This window comes from Methylobacterium sp. Leaf87 (genome assembly GCF_001422775.1).
In the GTDB taxonomy this organism is placed as follows: Bacteria; Pseudomonadota; Alphaproteobacteria; order Rhizobiales; family Beijerinckiaceae; genus Methylobacterium.
In genome coordinates this window covers 180,169-204,090 of sequence record NZ_LMMI01000056.1, presented here as the reverse complement: position 1 = coordinate 204,090, position 23,922 = coordinate 180,169, and the positions used below count along the sequence as shown (strand labels likewise).

Sequence of the window (23,922 nt, the reverse complement as noted above, 5' to 3'; positions counted from 1 at the left end):
AGGGGAACCGACATGGACCGTTACGAACTGGTCGAGGGCTCGTCCGCCAAGTTCTGGGAAGCCGATGTCACCGGGACGACGCTGACCGTGCGCTTCGGACGCCTCGGCACCCAGGGTCAGAGCAAGGACAAGACCTTTCCGGACGAAGCCGCCGCCGTGAAGGAGAAGGACAAGCTCGTCCGCGAGAAGACGGCGAAAGGTTATGCCCGGGTCGGTGCGGCACCGGCCGCGGCGGTCGAGCAGGCCGCGCCGGCCAGTGCTACGGCCGGCAAAACGACGGCCAGTAAGGCGACTCCGAAGGCTTCGAAGGTCGCGCCGCCCGAGGAAGCGCCTCCCGAACCGCCGGGCGATCCGGTCTCGCTGGCTGCCGAGCCGGAAGCCGCATCCGTGGCGAAGGCCGCAGCGGGCCCTTCGGCCCCGACGCCGTCAGGTGCGGTGTTCGACGGCACTCCGCTGCCGACACGGCTCAGGCCCGGCCGACACCTGACCGGCGAGGAGGCGTTGCGGGCGGTCCGCGCGACCCTGCCCGCCCTCGTGGGCGACACGGAAAGCCTCCGTCTCATCGAAACGATGCCGCCACCGGACAGCATGGGCGACTGGATCCGATCCATCTGGGATCTGGCCGAGGACGAGACCGAACATCGGAGCTTCCGCGCAGGCACCCATCACGCTGCCGACCTCCTCAGGTTCATGGATGCGGCTCTGCGCTTCCTCGTGGAAAGCGGGGGGGCGATGGAGGCGGCCCGGTTCGCCGACCGGATGCGGGACGGCACGCGCAGGCAGGGCTACTATCAGAACCTCGCCTGGGCGGAGCCACTTCAGCTTGCGACGCGCGCGGCCCTCGTCCACGCACCGGAGGCGGATTACGACGCGGCGGTCGCCTTCCTGAACGACCGGATCGCCGAGGCACCGGACTGGCCGACGGCGGCTGCCTTCGCCTTCATCCTCGCGGACGACCGGCCAGCGAGGCACGGCCTGCAGCCCCTCGCCGTCCTGGAAGCCGCCACGGCGGCCGGCATCGATGTCGCCGCGGACACGAACTTCCTGCCCCTCGTGGCGGATTCCGATCCGGCTGCGGCGGCGCCCTGGCGCACGAAGCGCAGCTATCACCTGTATTTCCTCTATTGCGACCTCGATGCGTCGGACGCCGCCGCCACGCTGATCGCGGTGGCCCGTTCCACCGGGCAGCCAGCGCTGCCGGGGCTCGACTGGATCCTGCACTACGCCCTCGACGAGCAGCGGACGGCGGTCGCGCGGGCGATGCTGTCGACGGGCGAGCCCGGTGCCCTGGCCACCCTGCTGCCACACCTGCACGAGAAGCCGATCGCGGCCGCCCTCGACGCAGCCCTGGCGGCAGACCCGGCCGCGATCGTCCCCCGCTGCCTCGCGGTCCTGGCCGGCGGCCGGGCCGAGCCGGCACTCCGCGCCCGCGCGGTGCGCGCCCTCGACACCCACGGCCTCGACACGGTCCGGGGCTGGATCGGGGAAACCGACGGGCGCGCCGCGCGCTTCCTCGACGGGCTCGTGCAGGCCCGTGCCGTTCCCCTCGCGGAGCGGGCCGCGTGGCCCCGTGTGCTGCGCGATCCGCCGTGGCGGGCCCGGATGCGGGGTGCGGACGATCTCGTCCTCGACCTCGCGCCGCTACCGACGCCGTTCGAATTCGAGGCGACGGAAGTACCGGAGAGTTACAGGCGCGCCTATCGCGCCCGCATCCTCAACGACATGAGCGAACTCCCCGCCTTCATCGAGGCGGCCGAGACGTCTAAACCGGAGCAGGACTGGGTCCGGATCCCGCCGGCACTGTCCCCACCGCCGCTCGACGATCCCAACGCCCTGCTCGAATGGCTCGCCACGCGTCTGCGGCAGATCGATCAGAGCTGCCGTTACTGGGTGTCGTCGCCGTATCATGGGCTGGTCGGAAGCACGGAGAAGCAGCCGGCCCCCCTGGCTCTCAAGCTGTGGTCGCTCACCGGAATCCTCGTGGGTCACAGCCACATCTCGCTTTGGCCGGAGATCGTCGCGAGGATGCTGTCGCGGTTCGGCGAGACGGCGATGCCGGGCCTCATCGCCCTGATCGAAGCCGATCCCGTCGGATTGCTGCCCACCGTCCTCGCCATTGATGCGGCGGGCCTGGCTCCGCCCGCGGCGCGCGCCCTCGTGAAGCTCAAGAAGGCCCGTACCCCGGCACTGGCCTGGCTGCGTCGGCACCGCAGCACGGCGATCACCCGCCTCGTGCCTGACGCCGTCGGCAAGCCCGGGGCGACCCGCGACGCCGCCGAACACGCCCTGCGGCTCTTCGTATCCGACCGCCCGGACGGGCGTGCCGCCATCGAAGCGGTGGTCGCAGCCTATGCGGACCGCGAGCCGCGCGTCGCCGCGGCGGTAGCCCAGGTGCTCGATCGCGACCCCCTCGGCCGCGTGCCGGCCAAGGTCGGCAAGCCTCCGGCCTGGGTCGTGCCGGGAGCGCTGGCGAAACCCTGCCTGCGCGCGGGCGGGGCGCTCCCGGACGAGGCCGTGGGGACGCTTTGCGAGATGCTGTCCTTCACCAACCCCGATGCCGTCTATGCCGGGGTGCCGATGGTGCGCGAGGCCTGCACGCCCGAGAGTCTCGCGGCCTTCGCCTGGGATCTCTTCTCCGCCTGGACCGCCGCCGGCACGCCCTCGAAGGACGGCTGGGCCCTGCGCACCCTGGGCTGGTTCGGGGACGACGGCACGGCCCGCGACCTCACGCGCCTGATCCGTCGCTGGCCGGGGGAGGCGGCCCATGTCCGCGCGGTCACGGGCCTCGACGTGCTCGTCGACATCGGCTCGGACGTGGCGCTGATGAACCTCAACGGCATCGCCGAGAAGCTCAAGTTCAAGGGCCTTCAGGAAAAGGCACGCGAGAAGATCGCGCAGCTCGCCGAGGCACGGGGCCTCTCACCGGAGGAATTGTCCGACCGGCTCGCCCCGGACCTCGACCTCGACGAGCGCGGCGGCCTCGATCTCGATTTCGGTACCCGGCAGTTCCGCGCCGGCTTCGACGAGGTGCTGAAGCCCTGGGTGCGGGATGCGGCGGGCGCACGGCTCAAGGACCTGCCGAAACCGATCAAGTCCGACGCCGCCGAGAAGGCGGCGGCGGCCACCGCCCGCTGGAGCGCCCTGAAGAAGGATGCCCGCGCGGTGGCGAGCCTGCAGGTGGCACGGCTGGAGGCGATGCTCGTCACCTCGCGCCGGGTCCGGCCGGAGGTGTTCGGCCCGTTCTTCTCCGCTCATCCCCTGGTCCGCCACCTCACCCAGCGCCTCGTCTGGGGGACCTTCGCCGACGCCGACCCGCGGACTCTGCCCACCGCGACGTTTCGCGTCGCCGAGGACCTGAGCTTCACGGACGGGGTGGACGCACCGGCCGAGATCGACCTCGCGCCGGAGGCGGCGGGCCTCATCGGCCTCGTCCACCCGCTGCATCTCGACCCCGACGTGCTGACCGCCTGGGGCACGCTGTTCGGCGACTACGAGATCGCGCAGCCCTTCCCGCAGCTCGGCCGCGAGACGTTCGCCTTCACCGAAGCCGAACGGGGCGCGGCCAAGACGAAGCGGTTCGAGGGTGTGGTCGTCGAATCGAAACGCCTGCGCGGCATGCCGGCGCGCGGCTGGCGCCTCGGCGATCCGCAGGACGGCGGCGGCATCTGGTGGATCGAGCACGCCTTCCTGTTCTCCGGTGGGGCACCGGGCAAGGCGTCGCTGACTTTCGCCGACGGCCTGTTCACCGGGGCGCCCGAGTTCGAGGAAGCCTCGCAGACCCTGGGCGAACTGACCCTGGAAAGCCCATGGGGGGCGCCGTCCACGGGAGCGAACCAGCGCGGCTTCGGCGATCTCGACCCGGTCACCGCGAGCGAGTTGCTGCGGAGTCCGAGCCTGCTGGCCGAGACGCGCCTGCGATGAGCCTCGATCCGGCCACGCGCTGGCGCCTGATCCTCGGCGAGGCGGCGGAGTCCGCCTGCGCCGGCGCAGGCTGCCGCCTCTCCGGCCGGGCGGCGGCCATGGACCGCGCACTCGACTGGCTCTACGGCCGCGATGGCGGCGGCGCGGAACGGGGTGTGCGCCGACAAGGCGGCCGCGAGGGCTCGGCCCTCACCGTGCCGGACTGGATCAACGCGGTCCACACCCTGTTCCCGCAAGAGACCATCGAGCGGTTGGAGCGCGACGCCATCGAACTCTACGCCATCGACGACGTGATCACGAACCCCGAGGTGCTCGCCCGCGCCGAACCCAACGAGACCCTGCTCAAGGCGGTCCTGCGCACCAAGCACCTCATGGCGCCGGACGTGCTGGTTATGGCGCGCCGGCTGGTGCAGGAGGTGGTGCGCCGCCTCATGGAACAGCTCGCCCGCGATCTCGCGGTCGCCTTCGGCGGCGTCCTCGACCGGCGCCGCCACACCCGGCTCCCCGGCGCCCGGGACCTCGACCTCAATCGCACCATCCGGGACAACCTGCGCCACTACGACCCCGAGCGACGGCGCATCACCGTCGAGCGCCTGCACTTCTTCGCCCGCAACCGGCGCCGGATGCAGCCCTGGCAGGTGATCCTTCTCGTGGACCAGAGCGGGTCGATGCTCGATTCGGTCATCCACGCCTCGGTGATGGCGGCCTGCCTGTGGAAGCTGCCGGGTATCGAGACCCATCTCGTCGCCTTCGACACCGCCTTGGTCGACCTGACCCGCGACTGCGACGACGCCTGCGCATTGCTCATGAAGGTCCAGCTCGGCGGCGGCACCGATATCGGCGGCGCCGTCGGCTACGCGGCCGGGCTGATCACCGCTCCCGAGCGCGCCATCGTCATCGTGGTCTCGGATTTCTACGAGGGTGCGAGCGAGGCCGTGCTCGTCGCCCGGGTGCGGGCCCTCACAGGCCAGCGCACCAAGGTGCTCGGGCTCGCCGCCCTCGATTCGCAGGCGCGGCCGGCCTACGACCGGGCCATGGCGCAGCGTCTGGTCGAGGCCGGGGCCGAAATCGCCGCGATGACGCCGGGCGAACTGGCCGGCTGGCTCGCCCACGTCATCCGGAGCTAGCGGCGGATGGCGCGCGCCGACCTCCTGGCACTCACCGACGCGAGCCTGACCCAGCTTTCCAACGCAGGCCTCGTGAAACGGGCGGTGCGCGAGGTCACGGCCGGGCAGGGACCGGTCCTCGCGGAGGCGCCGGACGGCACCGTCGAAGCCCGCTTCGCCGACGGGACGCTGACCCGCCTCGACCCCGGCCAGCCACCGGGGCAGGCGACCTGCACCTGCCCGGCGAGCGGAATGTGCCGCCACCGCGTCGCCCTCGTCGTCGCCTACCGCGCCAGCGCGAGTGCGGGCGCACCCGCTTCGCGGGCGGATGGGGAAGCGGGACCTTGGGACCCCGGCACCCTGGACGGCCAGGCATTCGAGGCCGGCCTCAGCTCCGCTGCCGCAGCCGAGCTGAAGCGCCTGCTTTCCGCTGGCGTGACCGTGGGGCTCGATCATGGGGCGGTCCCGGCGGCGCGTCTGCCCACGGCGAGCGTGCGCTTCCTTGTTCCCGACGCCGTCGGCTACGCGCGCTGCGATTGTGCGGCCGGCGGCGGCTGCGCCCATGTGGCGGTGGCGATCCGCGCCTTCCGTGAAGCCGGGGGCGGGGCGGAGGTGCGGCTCGGGGACGACAGAGTTCCCCTCGATCACGGAACGGACGACCTCGCGGACGCCGTGGGCGAACTCGTCGCCGGACTTCTCGACGCCGGGGTCACGGCCGGGCCGGAGGCCCATGCGGCGGCCCTCGGACGGCTGCGTCGGGCCGCACAGGCGCGGGGGGCCACGCAAATCCTGCTGGCGGAAGCCGACCTCACCGCGCAGATCGCAGCTTACGCGACCCGCAATGCAACGCACGACGAAGCCAGGGTGCTGCAGCTCGTGACCGAACTCCTGGCGCGAGTCCGGGTGGGCGGTGCCGCCGCCCTCGGCCTCGGCCAGCCGTACGAAACGCCCATGGCCAAGACGCGCCTCGTCTCCCTCGGCGCCCGGCTGGTGACGCGAGGGCGCGAAGTCCTGGCGCGGGTCGCACTCGCCGACACGGATACGGGTGCGACCCTCGCGCTGGAACGCACCTACGCGCCGGCCGAAGACGAGACGGACTTCGTCACGCATCTGCCTGGGCGCGCCCTCACGCCGGGCCTGTCGCTCGGCGCCCTCGGCCGGGGTCAGATTCTCACCAGCGTGGCCCGGCGGCGGGCCGATGGCCTGTTGGCGCTCGGCCAGGGCGCGCGCGGGCGGACGGCACTCCTGCCGCGCGAGCCCTTGCTGCGCCTGCCCGCTCCCCTCGCGGCGACCCGGACGGGCGAGATCCTGCGCCGCCTCGCCCAGCGCCCACCGGGCTTCCTGCGGCCGCGCGACCGGCTCGATGCCTTCCACGTCTTCGACGTGGCGGAGGTCGTGGGCCAAGCGTGGTCGGCGGGCGCGCAGATCTGGCAGGCGGCGGTCGATCTTCCCCATGGTGGCGGTACGCTGCGCCTCGCGCGCACCTACGACCGAACCGCGCCCGGCGCCCTCGACGCCCTCGCGGGCGCCTTTTCCGAACGGTGGGGCCCCGTACGGCAGGTCGCCGGCCCCGTATGGATCGTGGACGGCGCCCTGGTCTGCGATCCTTGGTCCATCGGAACCGATCGACTCCTGGTGCCCGACCTTGCGGCTCCGGACGCCGCCGGAACAGCGTTCGTGCCCGGCGCGATTGCAGGCGCTCAGACCATCCTCGAAGAGGCCGCGGCTCTGCTTGCCGGCGCGCTCCACGGTGGGCGGCGCAGCTTCGCGGCAGTCGCCGGGGCGAGCGCCCCCCGCCTCGTGGCGCGGTTGCGAGACGGCGGCCATGCGATGACAGCGGTACGCCTCTCGGAAATCATGGGGTCGCGAGGGGAGGGCGGTGCGGCGTTCGGCCGGGCCGCCCTGTGGATCGCCGCGATGCTGGAGGATTCCGGACCGTACGAGGCCGACGCCTGACCGGGGTCCCGGTGAGCATGTCCCCCGGGGCTCGCCCCGCGCGAACGCCTCCATGAATACCGAGATCGAGGATCGCAGGGCTTGCGCATAGGGGCCGGTCTCGGTGCGAGCGACCGCGTCGCGTCCTCGGCGTGGCCTGTCACACCATCCTCGTCCGTGCCTCTGTGGAAAAGCGGGGCAAAAGGATTCCGGTCCAATTTCGAGGGCTTTCCGAGGGCACTTCACCTCCAATCGACGCTCTTTAAAGATAATGCTTTCGTTGACCCAAGAACAACGACTGTGCAGATTCAAGCTTCTTCGCAAGGCAACATTGCGAAGGAGATTTGATCGAAAAAGGCGCGGACGATGACAAAGCAACGCGGCGCGCTCTCGCGTCGGAACGCCGTGGGACTGGTCGCAAGCCTTGCGCTGGCCCTGGCGAGCTTCGGCGGGGCGAGGGCGGACGAGGGCCAGCTGCGCATCGCCAAGCAGTTCGGTGTCGTCTACCTGCTCCTCAACGTCGCCGAGGATCAGAAGCTCATCGAGAAGCACGGCAAGCAAGCCGGTCTCGACATCAAGGTGGACTATGTCCAGCTGTCGGGCGGCTCTGCCGTGAACGACGCCCTGCTGTCGGGCAACATCGAGATCGCCGGCGCGGGCGTCGGCCCCCTCTTCACCCTGTGGGATCGCACGAAGGGACGGCAGAACGTCAAGGGCGTCGCCTCGCTCGGGAACTTTCCCTACTACCTCGTAACCAACAATCCCGCCGTCACGAGCATCGGTGACTTCACCGAGAAGGATCGGATCGCGGTGCCGGCGGTGGGCGTCTCGGTGCAGTCGCGCATCCTGCAGATGGCCTCCGCCAAGCAGTGGGGCGACAAGGACTACGCCCGGCTCGACAAGATCAGCGTCGCCATTCCCCATCCGGAGGCGGCGGCCGCCATCATCAAGGGGGGCACGGAGATCTCGGGCCATTTCGGCAACCCGCCGTTCCAGGATCAGGAACTCGCCGAGAATCCGAAGGCCCGGATCGTCCTGAACTCCTACGCGGTCCAGGGCGGCCCGGCCTCGTCCACGGTGCTCTACGCCACCGAGAAATTCTACAAGACCAGCCCGAAGACCTACAAGGCCTTCCTCGACGCCCTCGACGAGGCGGCCAAGTTCATCATCACGCAGCCCGAAAAGGCCGCCGAGATCTATCTCAAGACCACCAGCAGCAAGATCGATCGCGACCTGCTGATGAAGATCATCAAGAACCCGGAAGTGACCTTCAAGGTGGCGCCGGAGAACACCATCGGTCTCGGCAAGTTCATGCACCGGGTCGGGGCGATCAAGACCGAGCCCAACGCCATCGGCGACTACTTCTTCGCCGATCCGCGCATCGACACCGGCAGCTGAAGGCGGCGCGCACCATGACGTTCGCCGCCACACGATCGGACCTCGCTCTCCTCGAGCGGGAACCGGCTCGCTCCGTCGCCCACGGGACGCGCGCGATATCGCCGCCGCAGGCACGCCCAGAGCCGGACCCGTCGCCCCTCCTGCGCCTCGCCGGAGTCACCCTGGAATACCGGACGCCGGAGCGAGTGGTGCGCGCAACGCACCGCATCGATCTCGATGTCTACGAAGCGGACCGTTTCGTGCTGCTCGGCCCATCGGGCTGCGGCAAGTCCACCCTCCTCAAGGCGGCGGCCGGCTTCATCCGTCCCGTCGAGGGTGAGATTACCCTCGACGGGGTGCCGGTGCGCGAGCCCGGTCCCGACCGCATCGTCGTCTTCCAGGAATTCGATCAGCTGCCCCCGTGGAAGACCGTGGCCCAGAACGTCGCGTTCCCCTTACGGGCGACGCGTCTGCTGAGCCGACGGGAGGCCGGGGAACGCGCCCGGCACTACATCGACAAGGTCGGATTGTCGCGCTTCGCCGACAGCTACCCGCACCAGCTCTCGGGCGGCATGAAGCAGCGCGTCGCCATCGCGCGGGCGCTCGCCATGCAGCCGAAGGTGTTGATGATGGACGAGCCGTTCGCAGCCCTCGACGCCCTGACGCGCCGCCGGATGCAGGAGGAGTTGCTGAACCTGTGGGACGAGGCCCGCTTCACGCTGCTGTTCGTGACCCATTCCATCGAGGAGGCCCTGGTGGTCGGCAACCGCGTGGCCCTGCTCTCCCCCCATCCCGGTCGCGTCCGGGGCGAGTTCAACAGTCACGCGTTCGATCTCGGCAGCCTCGGCAGCCGCGAATTCCAGTCTGCGGTGCAGGGGCTGCACGCACGCCTGTTCGAGACGGACCCCGCATCCGCACCGGCGGTCGCATGATGGGCCGGACGCTCACGCCGCCCATTCGCCCGGAATACGACCGGGTCCTGCCGCCGTTCGTCGAGGCACCGGTGGAGCGCCTGCTGCCGCTGTCCACGCGTCTTTGGCAGCAGGACTGGCTGCGCAAGGGTCTCATCATCGCCGTGCTCGCCGTGGTCTGGGAGGGGCTGGCGCGCTGGCAGGACAACGACCTGCTGCTCCCCGGCTTCGTCGCCACCCTGTCGGCCCTGATCGAGGGCCTGATCGACGGCGAGTTGCTCGACCGGGTGTGGATCTCCCTCTCCCTCCTGGTGCAGGGCTACGTCTGCGGGATCGTGCTCGCCTTCGGGCTGACGACGCTGGCCGTCTCGACGCAGTTCGGCCGAGACCTGCTCTCGACCCTGACGGCGATGTTCAATCCGCTTCCGGCGATCGCGCTCCTGCCGCTGGCCCTGCTGTGGTTCGGCCTCGGTTCCGGCAGCCTGATCTTCGTGCTGATCCACTCCGTGCTGTGGCCGATGGCCCTCAACACCTATTCGGGCTTTCAAGGCGTGCCCGAGACCCTGCGCATGGCGGGGCGCAATTACGGCCTGCGCGGTCCGTCCTACGTGCTGCAGATCCTGATCCCGGCCGCCTTGCCGGCGATCCTGTCCGGGCTGAAGATCGGCTGGGCCTTCGCGTGGCGCACCCTGATCGCGGCGGAACTCGTCTTCGGCGCCGCGTCGGGACGCGGCGGGCTCGGCTGGTACATCTTCCAGAACCGCAACGAGCTCTACACCGACCGCGTCTTCGCGGGCCTCGTTCTCGTGGTGCTCATCGGCCTGTTCGTGGAGAACGTCGTCTTCGCGACCCTCGAACGCTTCACCGTTCGCCGCTGGGGCATGGCGCGCTGATCCATCCGGCGTGACGCCCCTGAAGGCCCGACGCACTGGTGTTCGGCGCCCCGCAGAACCGCACGGCTTCCCCCGTATTCCATATCCTCGTGCAGGCGCCCTCGGGGGAAGCGGAGCAATGGCATGAGCAAAACAGACGATCTATCTTGGACATTGCCTAAAATCGGGATACAATGAAGACCTATACAGAATAAATACTACAAATCCAGAAGACAAAAGCAAAACAAACTCCGGGCAGACCCCGAAACGAAAAAAAGTATCACACCCCGGATTTCGCTTCGGCGAATCGGGGCCAGGGAGACAACACCATGACTCAGGGCGATCAGGTTGTTTTCGCACGGCTCGACGTGGCGGAGGCTCTGGGCATCTGGCGCCACGCCACGGGCCGGGTCATCGGCATCCATCCGGCGCCGGGCGAGGCCTTGGCCGTCGACGTCGAGTTCGCCGGGCACGGCGTCCTCGTCGGCTACAGCGCGTCCCTGTTCACACGCATCGCCTGATCCGGCGCACGTCTCGTCCGGTCGCGGCTCCATCCCCACCGCAGGATCACATCGAATGACGAGCGCCCTCCAAGCCGGCATCGCCCGCGCCGGCTTCACGCGGCCGCCCCTACGCAGCGTCAGCCACACCGATGCGGAATCCGAGGTCTGGCGGGCCATGCGGAGCGAGGCCGAGGCGGCGATCGTCGAGGAACCGCTCTATGCCGGCATCATCCAGGCGACGATCCTGGACCAGCCGAGCCTGTCCCACGCCTTCGCGTATCGTCTCGCCCACCGCCTCGGCGACGGCGACCTCGCGCGCCTGTCCATGCGCGACCTCTGCCTCTCGGCCTTCGAGGCGGATCCGCATGCCGGAGCACATGCCGTGCGCGACCTCGTGGCCATCCGCGAGCGCGACCCGACCTGCCGGCGCTACCTCGATCCGTTCCTGTTCTACAAGGGATTGGCCGCACTCGAGGGCTACCGGGTCGCCCATTGGCTCTGGCACCAGGGCCGGGCGACCCTGAGCCTGCACGTTCAGAGCCGGATCTCCGAGGTGTTCGGCGCCGACATCCATCCCGCCGCGCGGATCGGCTCGGGGGTGTTCATCGACCACGCCACCGGCGTCGTCATCGGAGAGACTACGGTGATCGCCGACGACGTCTCGATCCTGCAATCGGTGACGCTCGGCGGCAACGGCAAGGAGAGCGGCGACCGCCACCCCAAGATCGAGCGCGGCGTGCTCCTCAGCGTCGGCGCCAAGGTGCTCGGCAACATCCGAGTCGGGGAGGGGGCGAAGGTCGCCGCGGCGGCCGTGGTGCTGCACGACGTGCCCGCCCACACCACGGTGGCAGGGGTGCCGGCCCGGGTGGTGTCGCGGCTCAAGACAGCCGAAGTCCCTGCCATGAACATGGATCAGTTCTTCGGGGACGGGATTTAAAAAAATTCTTTCAGTCCAGCTGTTCTACGCGAGACAGCAACACGAGATGATTTTTTTGCCCATCCCTTGCTGCCTAGCCAATTCTATCTACGAGACACCAATGCACAATGCATTGAACTCCTTCAGTGCAAATATATAGAAGAACGTTTTGTTGACCTTTGTTAATCGCGAAAGCTAAACCGAAATCGCTCTCGCACCGAAACCCTTCGAGCGGCGGGCCGCAAACATAACCACCGAGAGCGGGCACGTCAGGCGCGGTTCCGATGCGATTCCATTCGCGTCGCGCGCATTCCCATGCCTCTGCCCGAAATACGGAGACGACCCCTAATGAGTGGACCCGGTCTGAGCGTGAGCGCTTCTGCGGCACGCAATCTCGCCACCGCGACCGTCACTTCGGTCCAGAACGCGGCCAACACTCCGCGCTGGTTCCATCGCCTGCTGCCCTTCGTCGATGTCGCCGGCGGCGTCTACCGGGTCAACCGCCGCGCCGTGGTGCTGGCGAAGCCCGGTCGGATCGAGCTGTCCAACGACGACGGTGCCCGCCTGGTGCGCCCGGCCTCCCTGCGCCGCATCCCCCTGTTCAGCCGGCTCGGCGACGCCGAGCTCTCGGCCCTGGCCTCCCGGTTCACGGCCTCCCAGCACAAGGCCGGCGACGTCATCGCCGAGGAAGGCTCGTCGGACCGCAGCCTGACCGTGGTGGCCGAGGGCACCGTCGAACTCACCCTGTCGGGACCGTTCAAGGGGCGCCTGCGCCAGGGGCTGGCCACCGGTGGCGACTATTTCGGTGACGGCGACCTCGTCGGCGAGAACACGCCCGCGCCGGCCGTGAAGGCGCTCTCGGCGGTGACGCTCCTGACCCTCGACCGGGCCGCCATCGAGGACGAGGGCATCCGCTCGCGCATCACCCAGTACGTGGAGGAGCGCGACCGCCTCAAGGGGCACACCAACTCCCATGGAGAGCAGGGCATCGAGCTGCTCGCCGTCCATACCGGCGAGCCGCGCCTGCCCACCACCTTCGTGGATTATGAGATCGACCCGCGCGAGTACCACCTCTCCACGATCCAGACGATCCTCCACACCCACACCCGCGTCACCGACCTCTACTCCAACGAGATCGACCAGCTGCGCGAGCAGATCCGCCTCACGGTCGACGCCGTGAAGGAGCGCGAGGAGTGGGAACTCTTCAACAATTCCGAGTTCGGCCTGCTGCACGAAGTCAGCCAGCGCCAGCGCATCCCGACCCGCGGCGGCCCGCCCACCCCGGACGACCTCGACGAGTTGCTGACCCTGGTCTGGAAGAAGCCCGCCTTCTTCGTGGCCCATCCCCGCGCCATCGCGGCCTTCGGCCGGGAAGCCACCCGGCGCGGCGTGCCCCCGGTGGTGATCCACCTGTTCGGCTCGCCCTTCCTCACCTGGCGTGGTGTGCCGATCGTGCCGAGCGACAAGCTGCCCATCGACCGCGATCCGGTGACCGGCGCCCAGACCACCTCGATCCTGCTCCTGCGCGTCGGCGAGCACGAACAGGGCGTCGTCGGCCTGCAGAAGTCCGGGGTCACCGGCGAGATCGAGACCGGCCTGTCGGTGCGCTACATGGGCACCAACGACCACTCCATCGCCTCGCACCTCGTGACCCGCTACTTCTCGGCCGCCGTCCTGGTCGAGGATGCCATCGCGCGCCTCGATAACGTGCTCCTGGGCAACTACCATGACTACGCCTGACGCGCCGTCCGCCGGTCTTCCCACGGGCAGTCTCCCCACGGGCGTGTTCGGCGATGCGGCACATTCGGATCTCGTCGGGCGCCTCGCCCGCGAGATCTACGGTCAGGGGCAGGCCGCAAGCGTGCCCCTGACCCCGAACCTGCCGCAGACCCCGCAAGCCCCGCAGGCTCTGGAGAATCTTCCCCAGGGCTTCGGCCACCCCCAGGCCCCGAAGGCGGATCTGGGCACGCCCTCGATCCCGTCCGGCTCGGGTCCGTCGGGCCTGCAGCCCGATGTCTCGACGCTGGGGGCGCGCACGTTCGGCACGCCACCGGTCGGCCTGCCGGGCCTGTCCGGGCCGGGTTTCGCCCAGCCGTCGGCATTTCCGTCGGTCCACCCCGAGGCGCAGGGCCCGGGGCGGGCCTTGCCGGAGTTCTTCGTGCCGAGCGTGCCCGAGGTGGCCGCCACCTTGCCCGGTGGCGTCGACCTCCACCGCACCGTCGCCAAGGACCATCCGCGCGCCAACGGCTTCGCCCACGGCTTCGCCCCGTCCCTGGTTCCGGCAGCGCCCGGCAGCCACGGCAAGGACGAGGCCCAGGAGACGTTCTCGCGCACTGGCCGGCTCTCGCCGGAGCCGGCCGGCCGGGAGTCGCCCCATAAGGTCGAGATCGGCGACGAGCCGTTCTCGCAGGGCGAGTACTACTTCCTCGCCGACCGCAGCCGGCCGGGCAGCGCGTCGCCGCGAGTGCAGCCGGGTCGTGGGCAGGGTCACGGGCGGGGTCACGGGCATGCGCCGCATGTCTCGACCCAAGGGGCGAGCCCCGTCGCCGCGCCGTTCGACGTGGAGCGCGTCCGCAAGGACTTCCCGGCGCTGCACCAGAGCATCAACGGCCATCCCCTGATCTGGCTCGACAACGCCGCCACCACGCACAAGCCGCAGAGCGTCATCGACGCGACGTCGGAGTTCTACGCCCGTCACAACTCCAACATCCACCGGGCCGCCCACACCCTGGCGGCCCGCTCCACGGATCTGTTCGAAGGGGGCCGCGAGAAGGTGCGGCGCTTCCTCAATGCGCCCTCCAAGGACGACATCGTCTTCCTGCGCGGCACCACGGAGGCGATCAACCTCGTGGCCAATTCCTACGGCCGCGCCAATGTCGGTCCGGGTGACGAGATCATCGTCTCCCAGATCGAGCACCATGCCAACATCGTGCCCTGGCAACTCCTGACCCAGGCCACGGGCGCGACCCTGCGGGTGATACCGGTCAACGACCGGGGCGAGATCATCTTCGAGCAGTTCGCCGCCCTGCTGTCGGGCCGCACCAAGATCGTGTCGGTGACCCACGTCGCCAACGCGCTCGGGACCATCAACCCGGTGGCGGAGATCATCGCCCTCTCCCACGCCTACGGGGTACCGGTGCTGGTGGACGCGGCCCAATCCTCGCCGCACATCCCCCTCGACGTGCAGGCGCTGGATGCGGACTTCCTCGTGTTCTCCGGCCACAAGGTGTTCGGCCCAACGGGCATCGGTGCCCTCTACGGCAAGAAGCACCTGCTCGAGGCGATGCCGCCGTGGCAGGGCGGCGGCCACATGATCGAAGACGTCACCTTCGCGCGGACCGTCTACAAGGGCGCACCCGAAAAGTTCGAGGCGGGCACGCCCGACATCGCCGGGGCCGTGGGTCTCGGCGCGGCGCTGGACTACCTCGAAAGCGTCGGACTGCCGGGCATCGCCGCCTACGAGCACGACCTGCTCGAGTACGCCGAAGCGGGCATCGCCGAGGTGAAGGGCCTGCGCCTCATCGGTACGGCCCGGCAGAAAGCCAGCGTCATGTCCTTCGTCGTCGACGGGCACGAGAACGAGGCGGTGGCCCACCACCTCGACGCACGCGGCATCGCCGTGCGGTCGGGGCATCACTGCGCCCTGCCGGCCCTGCGCCGGTTCGGCGTCGATCAGTCGGTGCGCGCGTCGCTCGCCTTCTACAACACCCGCCACGACGTCGACGTGTTCCTGAAGGCGCTGCACTCCCTGCCGCGCCGCTAGACTCCCCAACCGGCGGCGGCCCACGGGCCGCCGCGATGAACGAGCGAGCCTCCCATGCGTCACCTCAAAGCCGTTCCGCGCCGCACGCTTCTCGCCATGGCCTGCGGCGCCCTCGCGCTCCTGGCGGCCCCGTGCCTGGCGCTGGCGGCCGAGGTGAAGGAGGTCCGCCTCGACTGGGCGACCTACAATCCGGTGAGCCTCGTCCTGAAAGAGAAGGGCTTCCTTGAGGAAGCCTTGAAGCAGAAGGGCATCGGAGTGCGCTGGGTGCAGTCGCTCGGCTCCAACAAGGCGCTGGAATTCCTCAATGGCGGCGCCATCGATTTCGGCTCCTCGGCCGGGGCCGCCGCCCTGCTCGCGCGGATCAACGGCAACCCGGTGAAGGCGATCTACGCTTTCTCGCAGCCCGAATGGACCGCCCTCGTCACCCGAAAGGACAGCGGCATCGCCAAACCCGCCGACCTCAAGGGCAAGCGCATCGCGGTCACCCGCGGCACCGATCCGCACATCTTCCTCATCCGCGCCCTCCAGGGCGCCGGCCTCACGGAGAAAGACGCCAAGCTCGTCCTGCTGCAGCATGCCGACGGACGTACCGCCCTGGAGCGCGGCGACGTCGATGCCTGGGCCGGCCTCGACCCGATGATGGCGGCGGCCGAGATCGAGGGCGGCAACGTGCTGTTCTTCCGCGATGCTTCGGCCAACACCTGGGGCGTCCTCGACGTGCGCGAGGATTTCGCGAAGGATCATCCCGACCTCGTGGCCACGGTGATCGCCGCCTACGAGCGCGCCCGCACCTACGCGCTGGCCAATCCGGCCGCCGTGCAGGCAGCGCTGATCGCGGCGACCAAGCTGCCCGAGGCCGTCATCGCCCGGCAACTGACCCGCACCGATCTGAGCCAGCCCACGATCGGACCGGTCCAGGCGGCGAGCATCCGCGCCGCCGGCCTCGCCCTGCAGCAGGCGGGCGTCATCCCGGCCGGGACGGATGTGGCTGCGGCCGTCGACGGCCTGATCGACACTCGCTTCTCGCCCGCAACGGCCCAGCGCTGAGCATGGCTGCGGGGCTGACCGACACGGCGGAGGCGGATGGTCGGGAGGCGCCCGCCTCGGGGCTCCCGCTCCGTGGCGATCGCGTGGGCCGCACGGTGCTGGGGTTGCTCCTCCCGCTCGGTGTGGCGATCGGGTGGGAGATCGCCGTCCGGGGCGGCCTGGCGCAGGGGGGCCTCGTTCCGCCGCCGAGCCGGGTTCTCGCCACCCTGTCGGACCTCGCCGCCTCGGGCGAGCTGTGGCTGCACGTCCAGGCCACCCTCGTGCGCGTCGCCTCCGGCTTCGTCCTCGGGGCAGGCCTCGGCATCGCCCTCGGCGCGGTGACCGGCACCCTGCCACTGGCGCGCCACCTCCTCGATCCGGCGTTCCAGGCCCTGCGGGCGGTACCGTCGCTGGCCTGGGTGCCCCTGTTCATCCTGTGGCTCGGTATCCTGGAGACGCCCAAGGTGGTTCTCATCGGCGTCGGCGTGTTCTTTCCGGTCTATGTCGGCGTATCGGGGGCCATCGCCTCCGTCGACCGCAAGCTGGTAGAAGTCGGGCGCATCTTCCGGCTGTCGAAACCGGCGCTGGCCCGCCGCATTCTGCTCCCGGCGGTCCTGCCCGCCACCATCGTCGCGCTCCGCACGGGCCTCGGCCTCGGCTTCCTGTTCGTGGTGGCGGCCGAGCTGATGGGCGCGTCCGAGGGGCTCGGCTACCTCCTCGTGGACGGCCAGCAATTCGGCAAGCCCGAGCAGATCCTTGCCGCGATCCTGGCCTTCGCGCTGCTGGGCAAGGCGGCCGACACGATCCTCGTCGTCCTGACCCGACCGCTCCTGCGCTGGCAGGACGTGGCGCGCGACATCCTCTAGGGGCGGATGTGCTCACCTTCCGGAACGTCTCCAAGACCTACGCCGACGGGACGCGGGCGCTCGCGGGCATTTCCGTCGAGGTGGCGCGTGGCGAAATTCTCGCCCTGGTCGGCGGCTCGGGCTGCGGGAAGACCACGCTCCTGCGCCTCGCCGCCGGCCTCGATACGGCGAGCGGCGGAACGATCCGCCTCGACGGCGAGGTGCTCGACCGGCCCCATCCCGGCGTCGGACTCGTGTTCCAGGAGCCGCGCCTGCTGCCCTGGCTCACCATCGCGCAGAATGTCGGCTTCGGCCTCGCCGATCTTTCCGCACCGGAGCGAGTCAGGCGGGTCGCCCATGCCCTCGAGCGGGTCGGCCTCGCCGAGCACGCGGACCGTTGGCCGCGCGACCTCTCCGGCGGTCAACAGCAGCGGACCGCCATCGCCCGAGCCTTCGTGGCGCAGCCTAAGGTTCTCCTCCTCGACGAGCCGTTCTCGGCCCTCGACGCGGTGACGCGCCAGGATCTGCACGGCCACCTTCTCGGCCTCTGGGCCGAGACGCGCCCGACCATCGTCCTCGTCACCCACGATGTCGGGGAGGCCGCCGTGCTGGCCGACCGGGCCGTGGTGCTCCGCCCGAAGCCCGGCCGCATCCACGATATCTTCGCGATCGCCACGCCCCGGCCGGTCGATCCGGATGCCAACGCGTCCACCACCCGCCAGCTCAGGGCGGCCCTCGGCGCCTCGCTGCGGGCGAGCGGGTGAGGCGCACGCTCTACGGGTCGGGGGGTGCGTCGGCGTTGCCCTCGGCCCGGTCGCGGTAGGTGGCGGCGCGGCCGAGCAGGATTAGGGTGACGGGCGTAGTCACGGTGAGGAACAGCCCGATCAGGAGATCGCGCAGGACCAAATGCCCCTCTGCTACCGAGAAGTACAGCACGGAGGCCGTGACGATCAGGGCCATGCCGAGGGTCGCCCCGAGGGTCGGCGCATGCACGCGCTCGTAGAAGGTTCGCAGGCGGATCAGGCCGACGGCGCCGGTGAGCGAGAAGCCGGCCCCGGCGAGCGCCAGGGCGACCACGAGCCAGGCGGCCCAGGCGGGCAGGTCGGCGCCGGTCACTGGATCACCTCGCCCTGCATCAGGAACTTCGCCAGTGCCAGGGTGGCGGCAAAGCCGAGCAAGCCGATGATCAGCGCCGCCTCGAAGTAGAGCCCGCTGCCGGTGCGCAGGCCGTGAACCACGATGGCGAGCATGCCGTTGAGGTAGACCGTGTCGAGGCCGAGCACGCGATCCTGGGCTCGGGGACCGCGCAGGACGCGCCAGGCGGCGAGCACCATCGCGAGGACCAGCATCGCCTGCGCCAGCCCCAGGCCGTAGGTGAGGACGAGGGTCGGGCTCACGGAAAGATCTCCATCAATGGGCGCTCGTAGCGATCCTTGACCCTGCGGACCCATTCGTCGCCCTCGACGAAGTCGAGAACGTGAAGGAGCAGGCGCCCGGTGTTGGAATCGTACTGGATCCACAGGGTGCCGGGCGTCGCCGTGAGGATGATCGCCAGCACCGCGAGGCCGTAGGGGCTGCGCAGGTCGAGGGGAATCGACACGAAGCCGGTGTGGCGTGTGCCGCGGCGCAGGCCCAGGATCACCTTCGCGACGTCGATGTTGGATCGCACCACGTCGCCGAGAACGCGCCCCGCCAGCCCGAGGATCGTGCCCGGCGCACGCACGCGCACGGCCTCGGGCCGCAGGGCCCGCATGACGAAGGGCACGAGCCATCCGACGACGACGCTAAGAAATGCCGTCGCGACGGTCAGCGGCGGGTTCAACAGCAGCCACGTCGCGACAAGGGTGAGGGAGAGCAGGGGATAGGGCAGGAACCGGTTCATGGCGTGCCCCCGGGGAGGACCGCGCGGACATAGGCGGTGGGGTCGGCGAGCCACGCCACCGTGCGATCGGTGTAGGCGAGCCCGAGCCCGCCCCAGAGTGTGAGGCCGAGGCAGACGGTCATCAGTCCGGCCAGGGCCGCGAATTCGAGCCGCCCGATCACCGGATCGGGACCGTCGTGCGGCACCCAGAAGCCCTGGATGCCGAGGCGCACCAGGGGCATCAGGGTCCCGAGGCTGGAGACCGTCAGGACGAGGATGAAGCTCCAGGCCATGGGCGCCATCGCACCGCCCGCGAGGCCTGTGAACATCGCGAGCTTGCCGATGAAGCCGGCCAGCGGAGGCAACCCGGCGAGCATCAGGGTGCAGAGCAGGAACCCGCCGCCGACGATGGCCACGGCCGCCGGGATCGCCCGGCCGGTCTCGGTGGCACCGTCGTCGTCGAAGGGATCGTGGTACTCGTCGGCGAACACGGCCAGGGACGCCGCGGCCGGGTCGCGGCCGCGCTGGAGGATCTCGGCCAGCAGAAACAGCGCCCCCGCCGCAAGGGTCGAGCCGACGAGGTAGAACAGGGCGCCCGACAGGGCGGCCCGGCTGCCGGTTCCGAGGGCGGCCAGCACCGTGCCGGACGAGATCATCACCGCGTAGGCCGCCGCCCGCGTGAGGTCGCGCGCGGCGAGGATCCCGATGGTGCCGTACGCGACGGTGGCGAGGCCGCCGGCGAACAGCCAACCCTGGCCGAACCCCGCAGAGGCGCCGGTGCCGAACAACAGCAGGCTCAGGCGCACGACGACGTAGATGCCGACCTTGCTCAGGATCGCCAGGATGGCGGCGGCAGGCGCGCTCGCGGCGGAGTAGGTCGGGGCCAGCCAGAACCCGAGGGGCCAGGCGCTGCACTTGATCAGGAAGGCGACGCCGAGCACCGCGCAGCCGGCCTCGAACAGCCCGGCCTCGGCCCCAGCCGGCCCCGACAGGCGGCGGGCGAGGTCGGCCATGTTGAGGGTCCCCATGGTGCCGTAGATCAGGCTGACGCCGACGAGGAAGAACAGCGACGCGATGAGGTTGACGGCGATGTAGGTGAGCCCGGCCCTGATCCGCGTCTCGCCCGAGCCGTGCAGCACGAGGCCGTAGGACGCGGCCAGCATCACCTCGAAGAACACGAACAGGTTGAACAGGTCGCCGGTGAGGAAGGCGCCGTTCACCCCCATCAGCAGCAGCAGGAACAGGGCGTGGAAGCGCGGCCCCGCCCGGTCCCAGCGGGCGACGGCGAAGACCAGGGCCGCGAGGCCGAGGATTCCCGTCAGCACCAGCATCATCGCCGCGAGCCGGTCGGCGACGAGAACGATGCCGTAGGGGGCGGCCCAGTTTCCGAGGCGGTAGACCTGGGGAGCCTCCAGCGTGCCCCAGGCCAGGATGAGGGCGGTGGCCAGCAGGACCGTGGTCGTCGCGAGGCTGATCGCCGCCTTGAGGCGGCTGCGCCGCTCGTCGAGGAGCAGCATCAGACCCGACGCGGCGATGGGCAGCACGATGGGCAGGACGACGAGGTGATCGCTCGGTGCGCTCATGCGCCGGGCTCGCGGCCATCGACGTGATCGCTGCCGGTGATGCCCCGTGCGGCGAGCAGGACGACGAGGAACAGCGCCGTGAGGGCGAAGCTGATGACGAGGGCGGTGAGCACCAGGGCCTGGGGCACCGGATCGGCGATCCGCGCCGCATCGGCGCCGGCTTCGAGAACCGGCGGGGCGCCGATCGTCAGGCGGCCCATGGCGAAGATGAACAGGTTCACCGCGTAGGTGAGCAGCGACAACCCGAGAACCACCTGGAAGGTGCGCGGCCGCAGGAGCAGCCATACGCCCGAGGCGGCGAACAGGCCGATCCCCAGGGATAGAACGATCTCCATCAGGCGTCGGTCTCCAGGTCGGCGGCCGCTTCGCGGGCGCGGCGCAGGGATTGCCGCGCCAGGGCGACGAGCATGAGCACGCTGGCCCCCACCACGAGCACGACGACGCCGAGATCGAAGGCAACGGCGCTGGCCAGGGGGATTTTCCCCAGGACCGGCACGTCGGCGTACTGGAAGGCGGCGGTGAGGAAGGGGCGGCCGAACAGCCAGGGCACCGCCCCCGCCAGAACGGCGACGAGGAGCCCGAAGCCGATCCAGGCGATCGGGCGGATGCGCAGGCGTTCCTCCACCCATTGCGCCCCGTGCGCCATGTACTGGAGCACGAACGCGATGGTGAGCGCGATGCCCGCCGCGAAACCGCCGCCGGGCCAATCGTGCCCGCGCAGGAAGAGGTGAAGGGCCAGCACGCACACGAACGGGAACAGCCAGGTGATCACCACGGAGGGGATCAGCAGGGCGTCGGACGCGGTGTCGCCGACGCTGCGCTCCGCGTGGGCGAGGTCGGCGGCCTCCTGCCTGAGCTGCTGCTTCGGCCGCTCCAGGCTGTCGGCGGCTGGACGGAAGCGGCGCAGGAGGGCGAAGACCGTGAGACCGACGATTCCGAGCACGCAGATCTCGCCCATGGTGTCGAAGGCGCGGAAATCCACCAGCAGGACGTTGACGACGTTGCGACCGCCGGCTTGGGGATAGGCCTCCTCGACGAACCAGCGGGCGATGCCCTCGGGCGACGGACGGGTCATCACCGCGTAGGCGAGGCCGGCGAGACCGATGCCGACGGCGCCCGCGACGACGAAGTCGGTGACCCGGCGGCGCCGGGCGCGGCGGTTCTCGGCCGCCGGTGTCAGGATGGCCTCATCGCGCTTGGGCAGCCAGCGCAGGCCGAGGAGGAGCAACACCGTCGTCACGATTTCGATGAGCAGTTGGGTGACGGCGAGGTCGGGTGCCGACAGCCAGACGAAGGTGAGGCTGCTGACGAGGCCCGCCCCACCGGTGAGGATCACGGCCGACAGGCGATGGTACTTGGCGCGCTCGGCGGCCCCCACGGCACAGGCGCCGCCCACCAGCCACAGGAGCGCGAAGGCGGGATCGATCCCGGAGGGATCGGGGACGGGCAGGGCGGGCAGGCCGCGCGCGAGCACGGCCGACAGGCCCGCGATGAGGGCCACGAGGAACAGGGCGCGCAATTGCACCTGTACGCGCGTCGCCCCGAGCGCCCGTTCGAGCCCGCGGGCCGCATGCACGAGGCCGGTCATGGCGCGCTCGAACATCCAGCCGCCGTCGAGGCGGTGCATGAGCCAGGGGCCGCCGCGGGGGTTGGTGTTGATGCGCCGGCCGAACGCCAAATAGAGGCCGACACCGCCGGCGAGCGCCCCCATGCTGAGGGCGAGGGGTGCGTTGAAGCCGTGCCAGATCGCGAGGTCGTAGGCTGGGCCGGCCTCGCCGAACACCGAACGCGAAGCGGTCTCCAGGGCCGGCCCGATGGTGAGGTTGGGCACGAGTCCGACACTGATGCAGGCCAGCACCAGGACCTCGATGGGCAGGCGCATCCAGCGCTCCGGCTCGTGCGGCGCCTTCGGCAGATCGTGCAGCGGTGCCCCGAAGAAGGTCTGGCGGATGAAGCGCAGGGAATAGAGCACCGTGAAGGCGGAGGCCAAGGTCGCCAGAACCGGCAGGGCGAGTTGGAGCGGATGGTCGCCCACGTTGTCGACGGCCTCCGACAGGAACATCTCCTTCGACAGGAAGCCGTTCAGCAGCGGCACGCCCGCCATGGCGGCGGCGGCGACCATGGCGAGGGTCGCGGTGTAGGGCATGGCCCGCCACAGGCCGCTGAGGCGGCGCATGTCGCGCGTGCCGGTCTCGTGGTCGATGATGCCGGCGGCCATGAACAGCGACGCTTTGAAGGTGGCGTGGTTCACCGTGTGGAAGATCGCCGCGACGACGGCCAGCGGCGAGTTGAGGCCGAGAAGCAGGGTGATCAGCCCGAGATGGCTGATGGTGGAGTAGGCGAGCAGGCCCTTGAGGTCGTGCTGGAAGATCGCGCTCCAGGCACCGATCAGCATCGTCGCCATGCCGGCGGTGCCGACGATCCAGTACCAGGCGTCGGTCTCGGCCAGCACTGGCCAGAAGCGGATCATCAGGAAGATGCCGGCCTTCACCATGGTGGCCGAGTGCAGGTAGGCGCTGATCGGCGTGGGTGCCGCCATCGCCCGGGGCAGCCAGATGTGGAACGGGAACTGCGCCGATTTCGTCAGCGCCGCCGCCAGGATCAGCACGAGGGCGGGCAGGTAGAGCGGGCTCGTCCGGATGGCATCCCCCGACGCGAGCACCACGGCGAGATCGTAGCTGCCGACGATCCGCCCGACGATCACCATGCCGACGAGGAGGCACAGGCCGCCGAGGGCCGTGATGGTGAGGGCCATGCGCGCGCCGTCCCGCGCCGCGCGGTTGTCGTACCAGTAGCCGATGAGCAGGAACGAGAAGACGCTCGTCAGTTCCCAGAACACCACGAGCTGGATCAGGTTGCCCGCGAGCACGATGCCGAGCATCGCGCCGACGAAGGCGAGGAAGAACGAGAACAACCGCGGCACCGGGTCCTGCGCCGACATGTAGTAACGCGCGTAGAGCACCACGAGGGCGCCGATGGCGAGGACGAGGACGGCGAACAGCCAGGCGAGGCCATCCAGTCGCAGCACCAGTGCGACCCCGAGGGAGGGCAGCCAGTCGAGGGTCTGCACCACCGGCGCCCCGCCGATGCGGGGATACAGCGCTCCGATACAGGCGAGACTTGCGAGTGTGACGAACCCCGCGAGAAGGGCCGCGGCGTTGCGCGCGTCGCGGGGCAGCAGGGCCGCCGCCACGCTGCCGAGGAAGGGCAGGAGCGCGGCCGCGACGAGGAGGGGCTCGGCAGGCATCAGGGGCAGGGGCCTCGAAAGCGGGGTCCGGCTGGGTGCTCTGGACGATTTTTCGT

19 protein-coding genes are annotated in these 23,922 nt (G+C 70.1%); 13 read left to right on the top strand and 6 right to left on the bottom strand.

All coding sequences use genetic code 11. The features are described 5' to 3' along the window. Nucleotides 1-12 precede the first annotated feature (12 nt). The 13 genes from ASF22_RS19880 to ASF22_RS19820 all read left to right on the top strand — a co-directional run bounded on the left by ASF22_RS19880 (nucleotide 13) and on the right by ASF22_RS19820 (nucleotide 17,939). Nucleotides 13-3,921 (top strand): DUF4132 domain-containing protein, encoded by a 3,909-nt coding sequence (locus ASF22_RS19880; protein ID WP_056267488.1) that lies wholly within the window; start codon nucleotides 13-15, stop codon nucleotides 3,919-3,921. Beyond that, nucleotides 3,918-5,048, top strand: coding sequence for a VWA domain-containing protein (locus tag ASF22_RS19875; protein WP_056267485.1), 1,131 nt, complete (start codon nucleotides 3,918-3,920; stop codon nucleotides 5,046-5,048). The genes ASF22_RS19880 and ASF22_RS19875 overlap by 4 nt, the downstream gene beginning before the upstream one ends. Nucleotides 5,049-5,054: 6 nt before the next feature. Next, on the top strand, nucleotides 5,055-6,983 hold the full coding sequence (locus tag ASF22_RS19870; protein ID WP_056267483.1) for an SWIM zinc finger family protein: 1,929 nt from the start codon (nucleotides 5,055-5,057) through the stop codon (nucleotides 6,981-6,983). Nucleotides 6,984-7,328: 345 nt separating this feature from the next. Beyond that, nucleotides 7,329-8,360, top strand: coding sequence for an ABC transporter substrate-binding protein (locus tag ASF22_RS19865; RefSeq protein ID WP_056267480.1), 1,032 nt, complete (start codon nucleotides 7,329-7,331; stop codon nucleotides 8,358-8,360). A gap of 14 nt (nucleotides 8,361-8,374) precedes the next feature. Continuing rightward, entirely contained in the window at nucleotides 8,375-9,271 is an 897-nt protein-coding gene (locus ASF22_RS19860) for an ABC transporter ATP-binding protein (protein WP_056267477.1), read from the top strand. Further along, a complete protein-coding gene (locus ASF22_RS19855) occupies nucleotides 9,271-10,143 on the top strand; it encodes an ABC transporter permease (protein ID WP_056167096.1) in 873 nt (290 codons plus the stop codon). Before ASF22_RS19860 ends, ASF22_RS19855 begins: the two co-directional genes overlap by 1 nt. Before the next feature lie 308 nt (nucleotides 10,144-10,451). Further along, nucleotides 10,452-10,643, top strand: a complete 192-nt coding sequence (locus ASF22_RS19850; RefSeq protein WP_056167109.1) for a hypothetical protein — start codon at nucleotides 10,452-10,454, stop codon at nucleotides 10,641-10,643. A 55-nt stretch (nucleotides 10,644-10,698) separates the two neighbouring features. Continuing rightward, nucleotides 10,699-11,562, top strand: coding sequence for a serine O-acetyltransferase (cysE, locus tag ASF22_RS19845; RefSeq protein ID WP_056267474.1), 864 nt, complete (start codon nucleotides 10,699-10,701; stop codon nucleotides 11,560-11,562). Between the two features lie 327 nt (nucleotides 11,563-11,889). Next, nucleotides 11,890-13,281, top strand: a complete 1,392-nt coding sequence (locus ASF22_RS25265; RefSeq protein WP_056167115.1) for a family 2B encapsulin nanocompartment shell protein — start codon at nucleotides 11,890-11,892, stop codon at nucleotides 13,279-13,281. Continuing rightward, on the top strand, nucleotides 13,268-15,304 hold the full coding sequence (locus ASF22_RS19835; RefSeq protein WP_056267472.1) for a family 2A encapsulin nanocompartment cargo protein cysteine desulfurase: 2,037 nt from the start codon (nucleotides 13,268-13,270) through the stop codon (nucleotides 15,302-15,304). Before ASF22_RS25265 ends, ASF22_RS19835 begins: the two co-directional genes overlap by 14 nt. A gap of 96 nt (nucleotides 15,305-15,400) precedes the next feature. After that, complete coding sequence (locus ASF22_RS19830; RefSeq protein ID WP_156647880.1) at nucleotides 15,401-16,351, top strand: aliphatic sulfonate ABC transporter substrate-binding protein; 951 nt, start codon at nucleotides 15,401-15,403, stop codon at nucleotides 16,349-16,351. A 2-nt stretch (nucleotides 16,352-16,353) separates the two neighbouring features. Next, complete coding sequence (locus ASF22_RS19825; RefSeq protein ID WP_056267466.1) at nucleotides 16,354-17,196, top strand: ABC transporter permease; 843 nt, start codon at nucleotides 16,354-16,356, stop codon at nucleotides 17,194-17,196. A gap of 8 nt (nucleotides 17,197-17,204) precedes the next feature. Next, the gene (locus tag ASF22_RS19820; protein ID WP_056167129.1) at nucleotides 17,205-17,939 is read left to right on the top strand and encodes an ABC transporter ATP-binding protein; all 735 of its coding nucleotides are present in this window, start codon (nucleotides 17,205-17,207) and stop codon (nucleotides 17,937-17,939) included. Nucleotides 17,940-17,949: 10 nt separating this feature from the next. On the opposite strand, the gene mnhG is transcribed toward ASF22_RS19820, so the two are convergent. The 6 genes from mnhG to ASF22_RS19790 are packed head-to-tail and all read right to left on the bottom strand — an operon-like array spanning nucleotide 17,950 to nucleotide 23,866. Then, a complete protein-coding gene (gene mnhG, locus ASF22_RS19815) occupies nucleotides 17,950-18,291 on the bottom strand; it encodes a monovalent cation/H(+) antiporter subunit G (RefSeq protein WP_056167132.1) in 342 nt (113 codons plus the stop codon). After that, nucleotides 18,288-18,572 (bottom strand): K+/H+ antiporter subunit F, encoded by a 285-nt coding sequence (locus ASF22_RS19810; protein ID WP_056167134.1) that lies wholly within the window; start codon nucleotides 18,570-18,572, stop codon nucleotides 18,288-18,290. Before ASF22_RS19810 ends, mnhG begins: the two co-directional genes overlap by 4 nt. Next, nucleotides 18,569-19,057: a Na+/H+ antiporter subunit E gene (locus ASF22_RS19805; protein WP_056267462.1), complete on the bottom strand. Its 489-nt coding sequence runs from the start codon at nucleotides 19,055-19,057 to the stop codon at nucleotides 18,569-18,571. Before ASF22_RS19805 ends, ASF22_RS19810 begins: the two co-directional genes overlap by 4 nt. Further along, complete coding sequence (locus ASF22_RS19800; RefSeq protein ID WP_056267460.1) at nucleotides 19,054-20,619, bottom strand: monovalent cation/H+ antiporter subunit D; 1,566 nt, start codon at nucleotides 20,617-20,619, stop codon at nucleotides 19,054-19,056. Before ASF22_RS19800 ends, ASF22_RS19805 begins: the two co-directional genes overlap by 4 nt. Continuing rightward, nucleotides 20,616-20,954: a Na+/H+ antiporter subunit C gene (locus ASF22_RS19795; RefSeq protein WP_056167144.1), complete on the bottom strand. Its 339-nt coding sequence runs from the start codon at nucleotides 20,952-20,954 to the stop codon at nucleotides 20,616-20,618. Before ASF22_RS19795 ends, ASF22_RS19800 begins: the two co-directional genes overlap by 4 nt. Beyond that, on the bottom strand, nucleotides 20,954-23,866 hold the full coding sequence (locus tag ASF22_RS19790) for a monovalent cation/H+ antiporter subunit A (protein ID WP_056267456.1): 2,913 nt from the start codon (nucleotides 23,864-23,866) through the stop codon (nucleotides 20,954-20,956). The genes ASF22_RS19795 and ASF22_RS19790 overlap by 1 nt, the downstream gene beginning before the upstream one ends. Nucleotides 23,867-23,922 lie beyond the last annotated feature (56 nt).

Excerpts from the sequence above, each read along its gene's own strand:
- ASF22_RS19880 (WP_056267488.1), top strand. The coding sequence starts at position 13 with ATGGACCGTTACGAACTGGTCGAGGGCTCGTCCGCCAAGTTCTGGGAA.
- ASF22_RS19875 (WP_056267485.1), top strand. The coding sequence starts at position 3,918 with ATGAGCCTCGATCCGGCCACGCGCTGGCGCCTGATCCTCGGCGAGGCG.
- ASF22_RS19870 (WP_056267483.1), top strand. The coding sequence starts at position 5,055 with ATGGCGCGCGCCGACCTCCTGGCACTCACCGACGCGAGCCTGACCCAG.
- ASF22_RS19865 (WP_056267480.1), top strand. The coding sequence starts at position 7,329 with ATGACAAAGCAACGCGGCGCGCTCTCGCGTCGGAACGCCGTGGGACTG.
- ASF22_RS19860 (WP_056267477.1), top strand. The coding sequence starts at position 8,375 with ATGACGTTCGCCGCCACACGATCGGACCTCGCTCTCCTCGAGCGGGAA.
- ASF22_RS19855 (WP_056167096.1), top strand. The coding sequence starts at position 9,271 with ATGGGCCGGACGCTCACGCCGCCCATTCGCCCGGAATACGACCGGGTC.
- ASF22_RS19850 (WP_056167109.1), top strand. The coding sequence starts at position 10,452 with ATGACTCAGGGCGATCAGGTTGTTTTCGCACGGCTCGACGTGGCGGAG.
- cysE (WP_056267474.1), top strand. The coding sequence starts at position 10,699 with ATGACGAGCGCCCTCCAAGCCGGCATCGCCCGCGCCGGCTTCACGCGG.
- ASF22_RS25265 (WP_056167115.1), top strand. The coding sequence starts at position 11,890 with ATGAGTGGACCCGGTCTGAGCGTGAGCGCTTCTGCGGCACGCAATCTC.
- ASF22_RS19835 (WP_056267472.1), top strand. The coding sequence starts at position 13,268 with ATGACTACGCCTGACGCGCCGTCCGCCGGTCTTCCCACGGGCAGTCTC.
- ASF22_RS19830 (WP_156647880.1), top strand. The coding sequence starts at position 15,401 with ATGGCCTGCGGCGCCCTCGCGCTCCTGGCGGCCCCGTGCCTGGCGCTG.
- ASF22_RS19825 (WP_056267466.1), top strand. The coding sequence starts at position 16,354 with ATGGCTGCGGGGCTGACCGACACGGCGGAGGCGGATGGTCGGGAGGCG.
- ASF22_RS19805 (WP_056267462.1), bottom strand. The coding sequence starts at position 19,057 with ATGAACCGGTTCCTGCCCTATCCCCTGCTCTCCCTCACCCTTGTCGCG.
- ASF22_RS19800 (WP_056267460.1), bottom strand. The coding sequence starts at position 20,619 with ATGAGCGCACCGAGCGATCACCTCGTCGTCCTGCCCATCGTGCTGCCC.
- ASF22_RS19795 (WP_056167144.1), bottom strand. The coding sequence starts at position 20,954 with ATGGAGATCGTTCTATCCCTGGGGATCGGCCTGTTCGCCGCCTCGGGC.
- ASF22_RS19790 (WP_056267456.1), bottom strand. The coding sequence starts at position 23,866 with ATGCCTGCCGAGCCCCTCCTCGTCGCGGCCGCGCTCCTGCCCTTCCTC.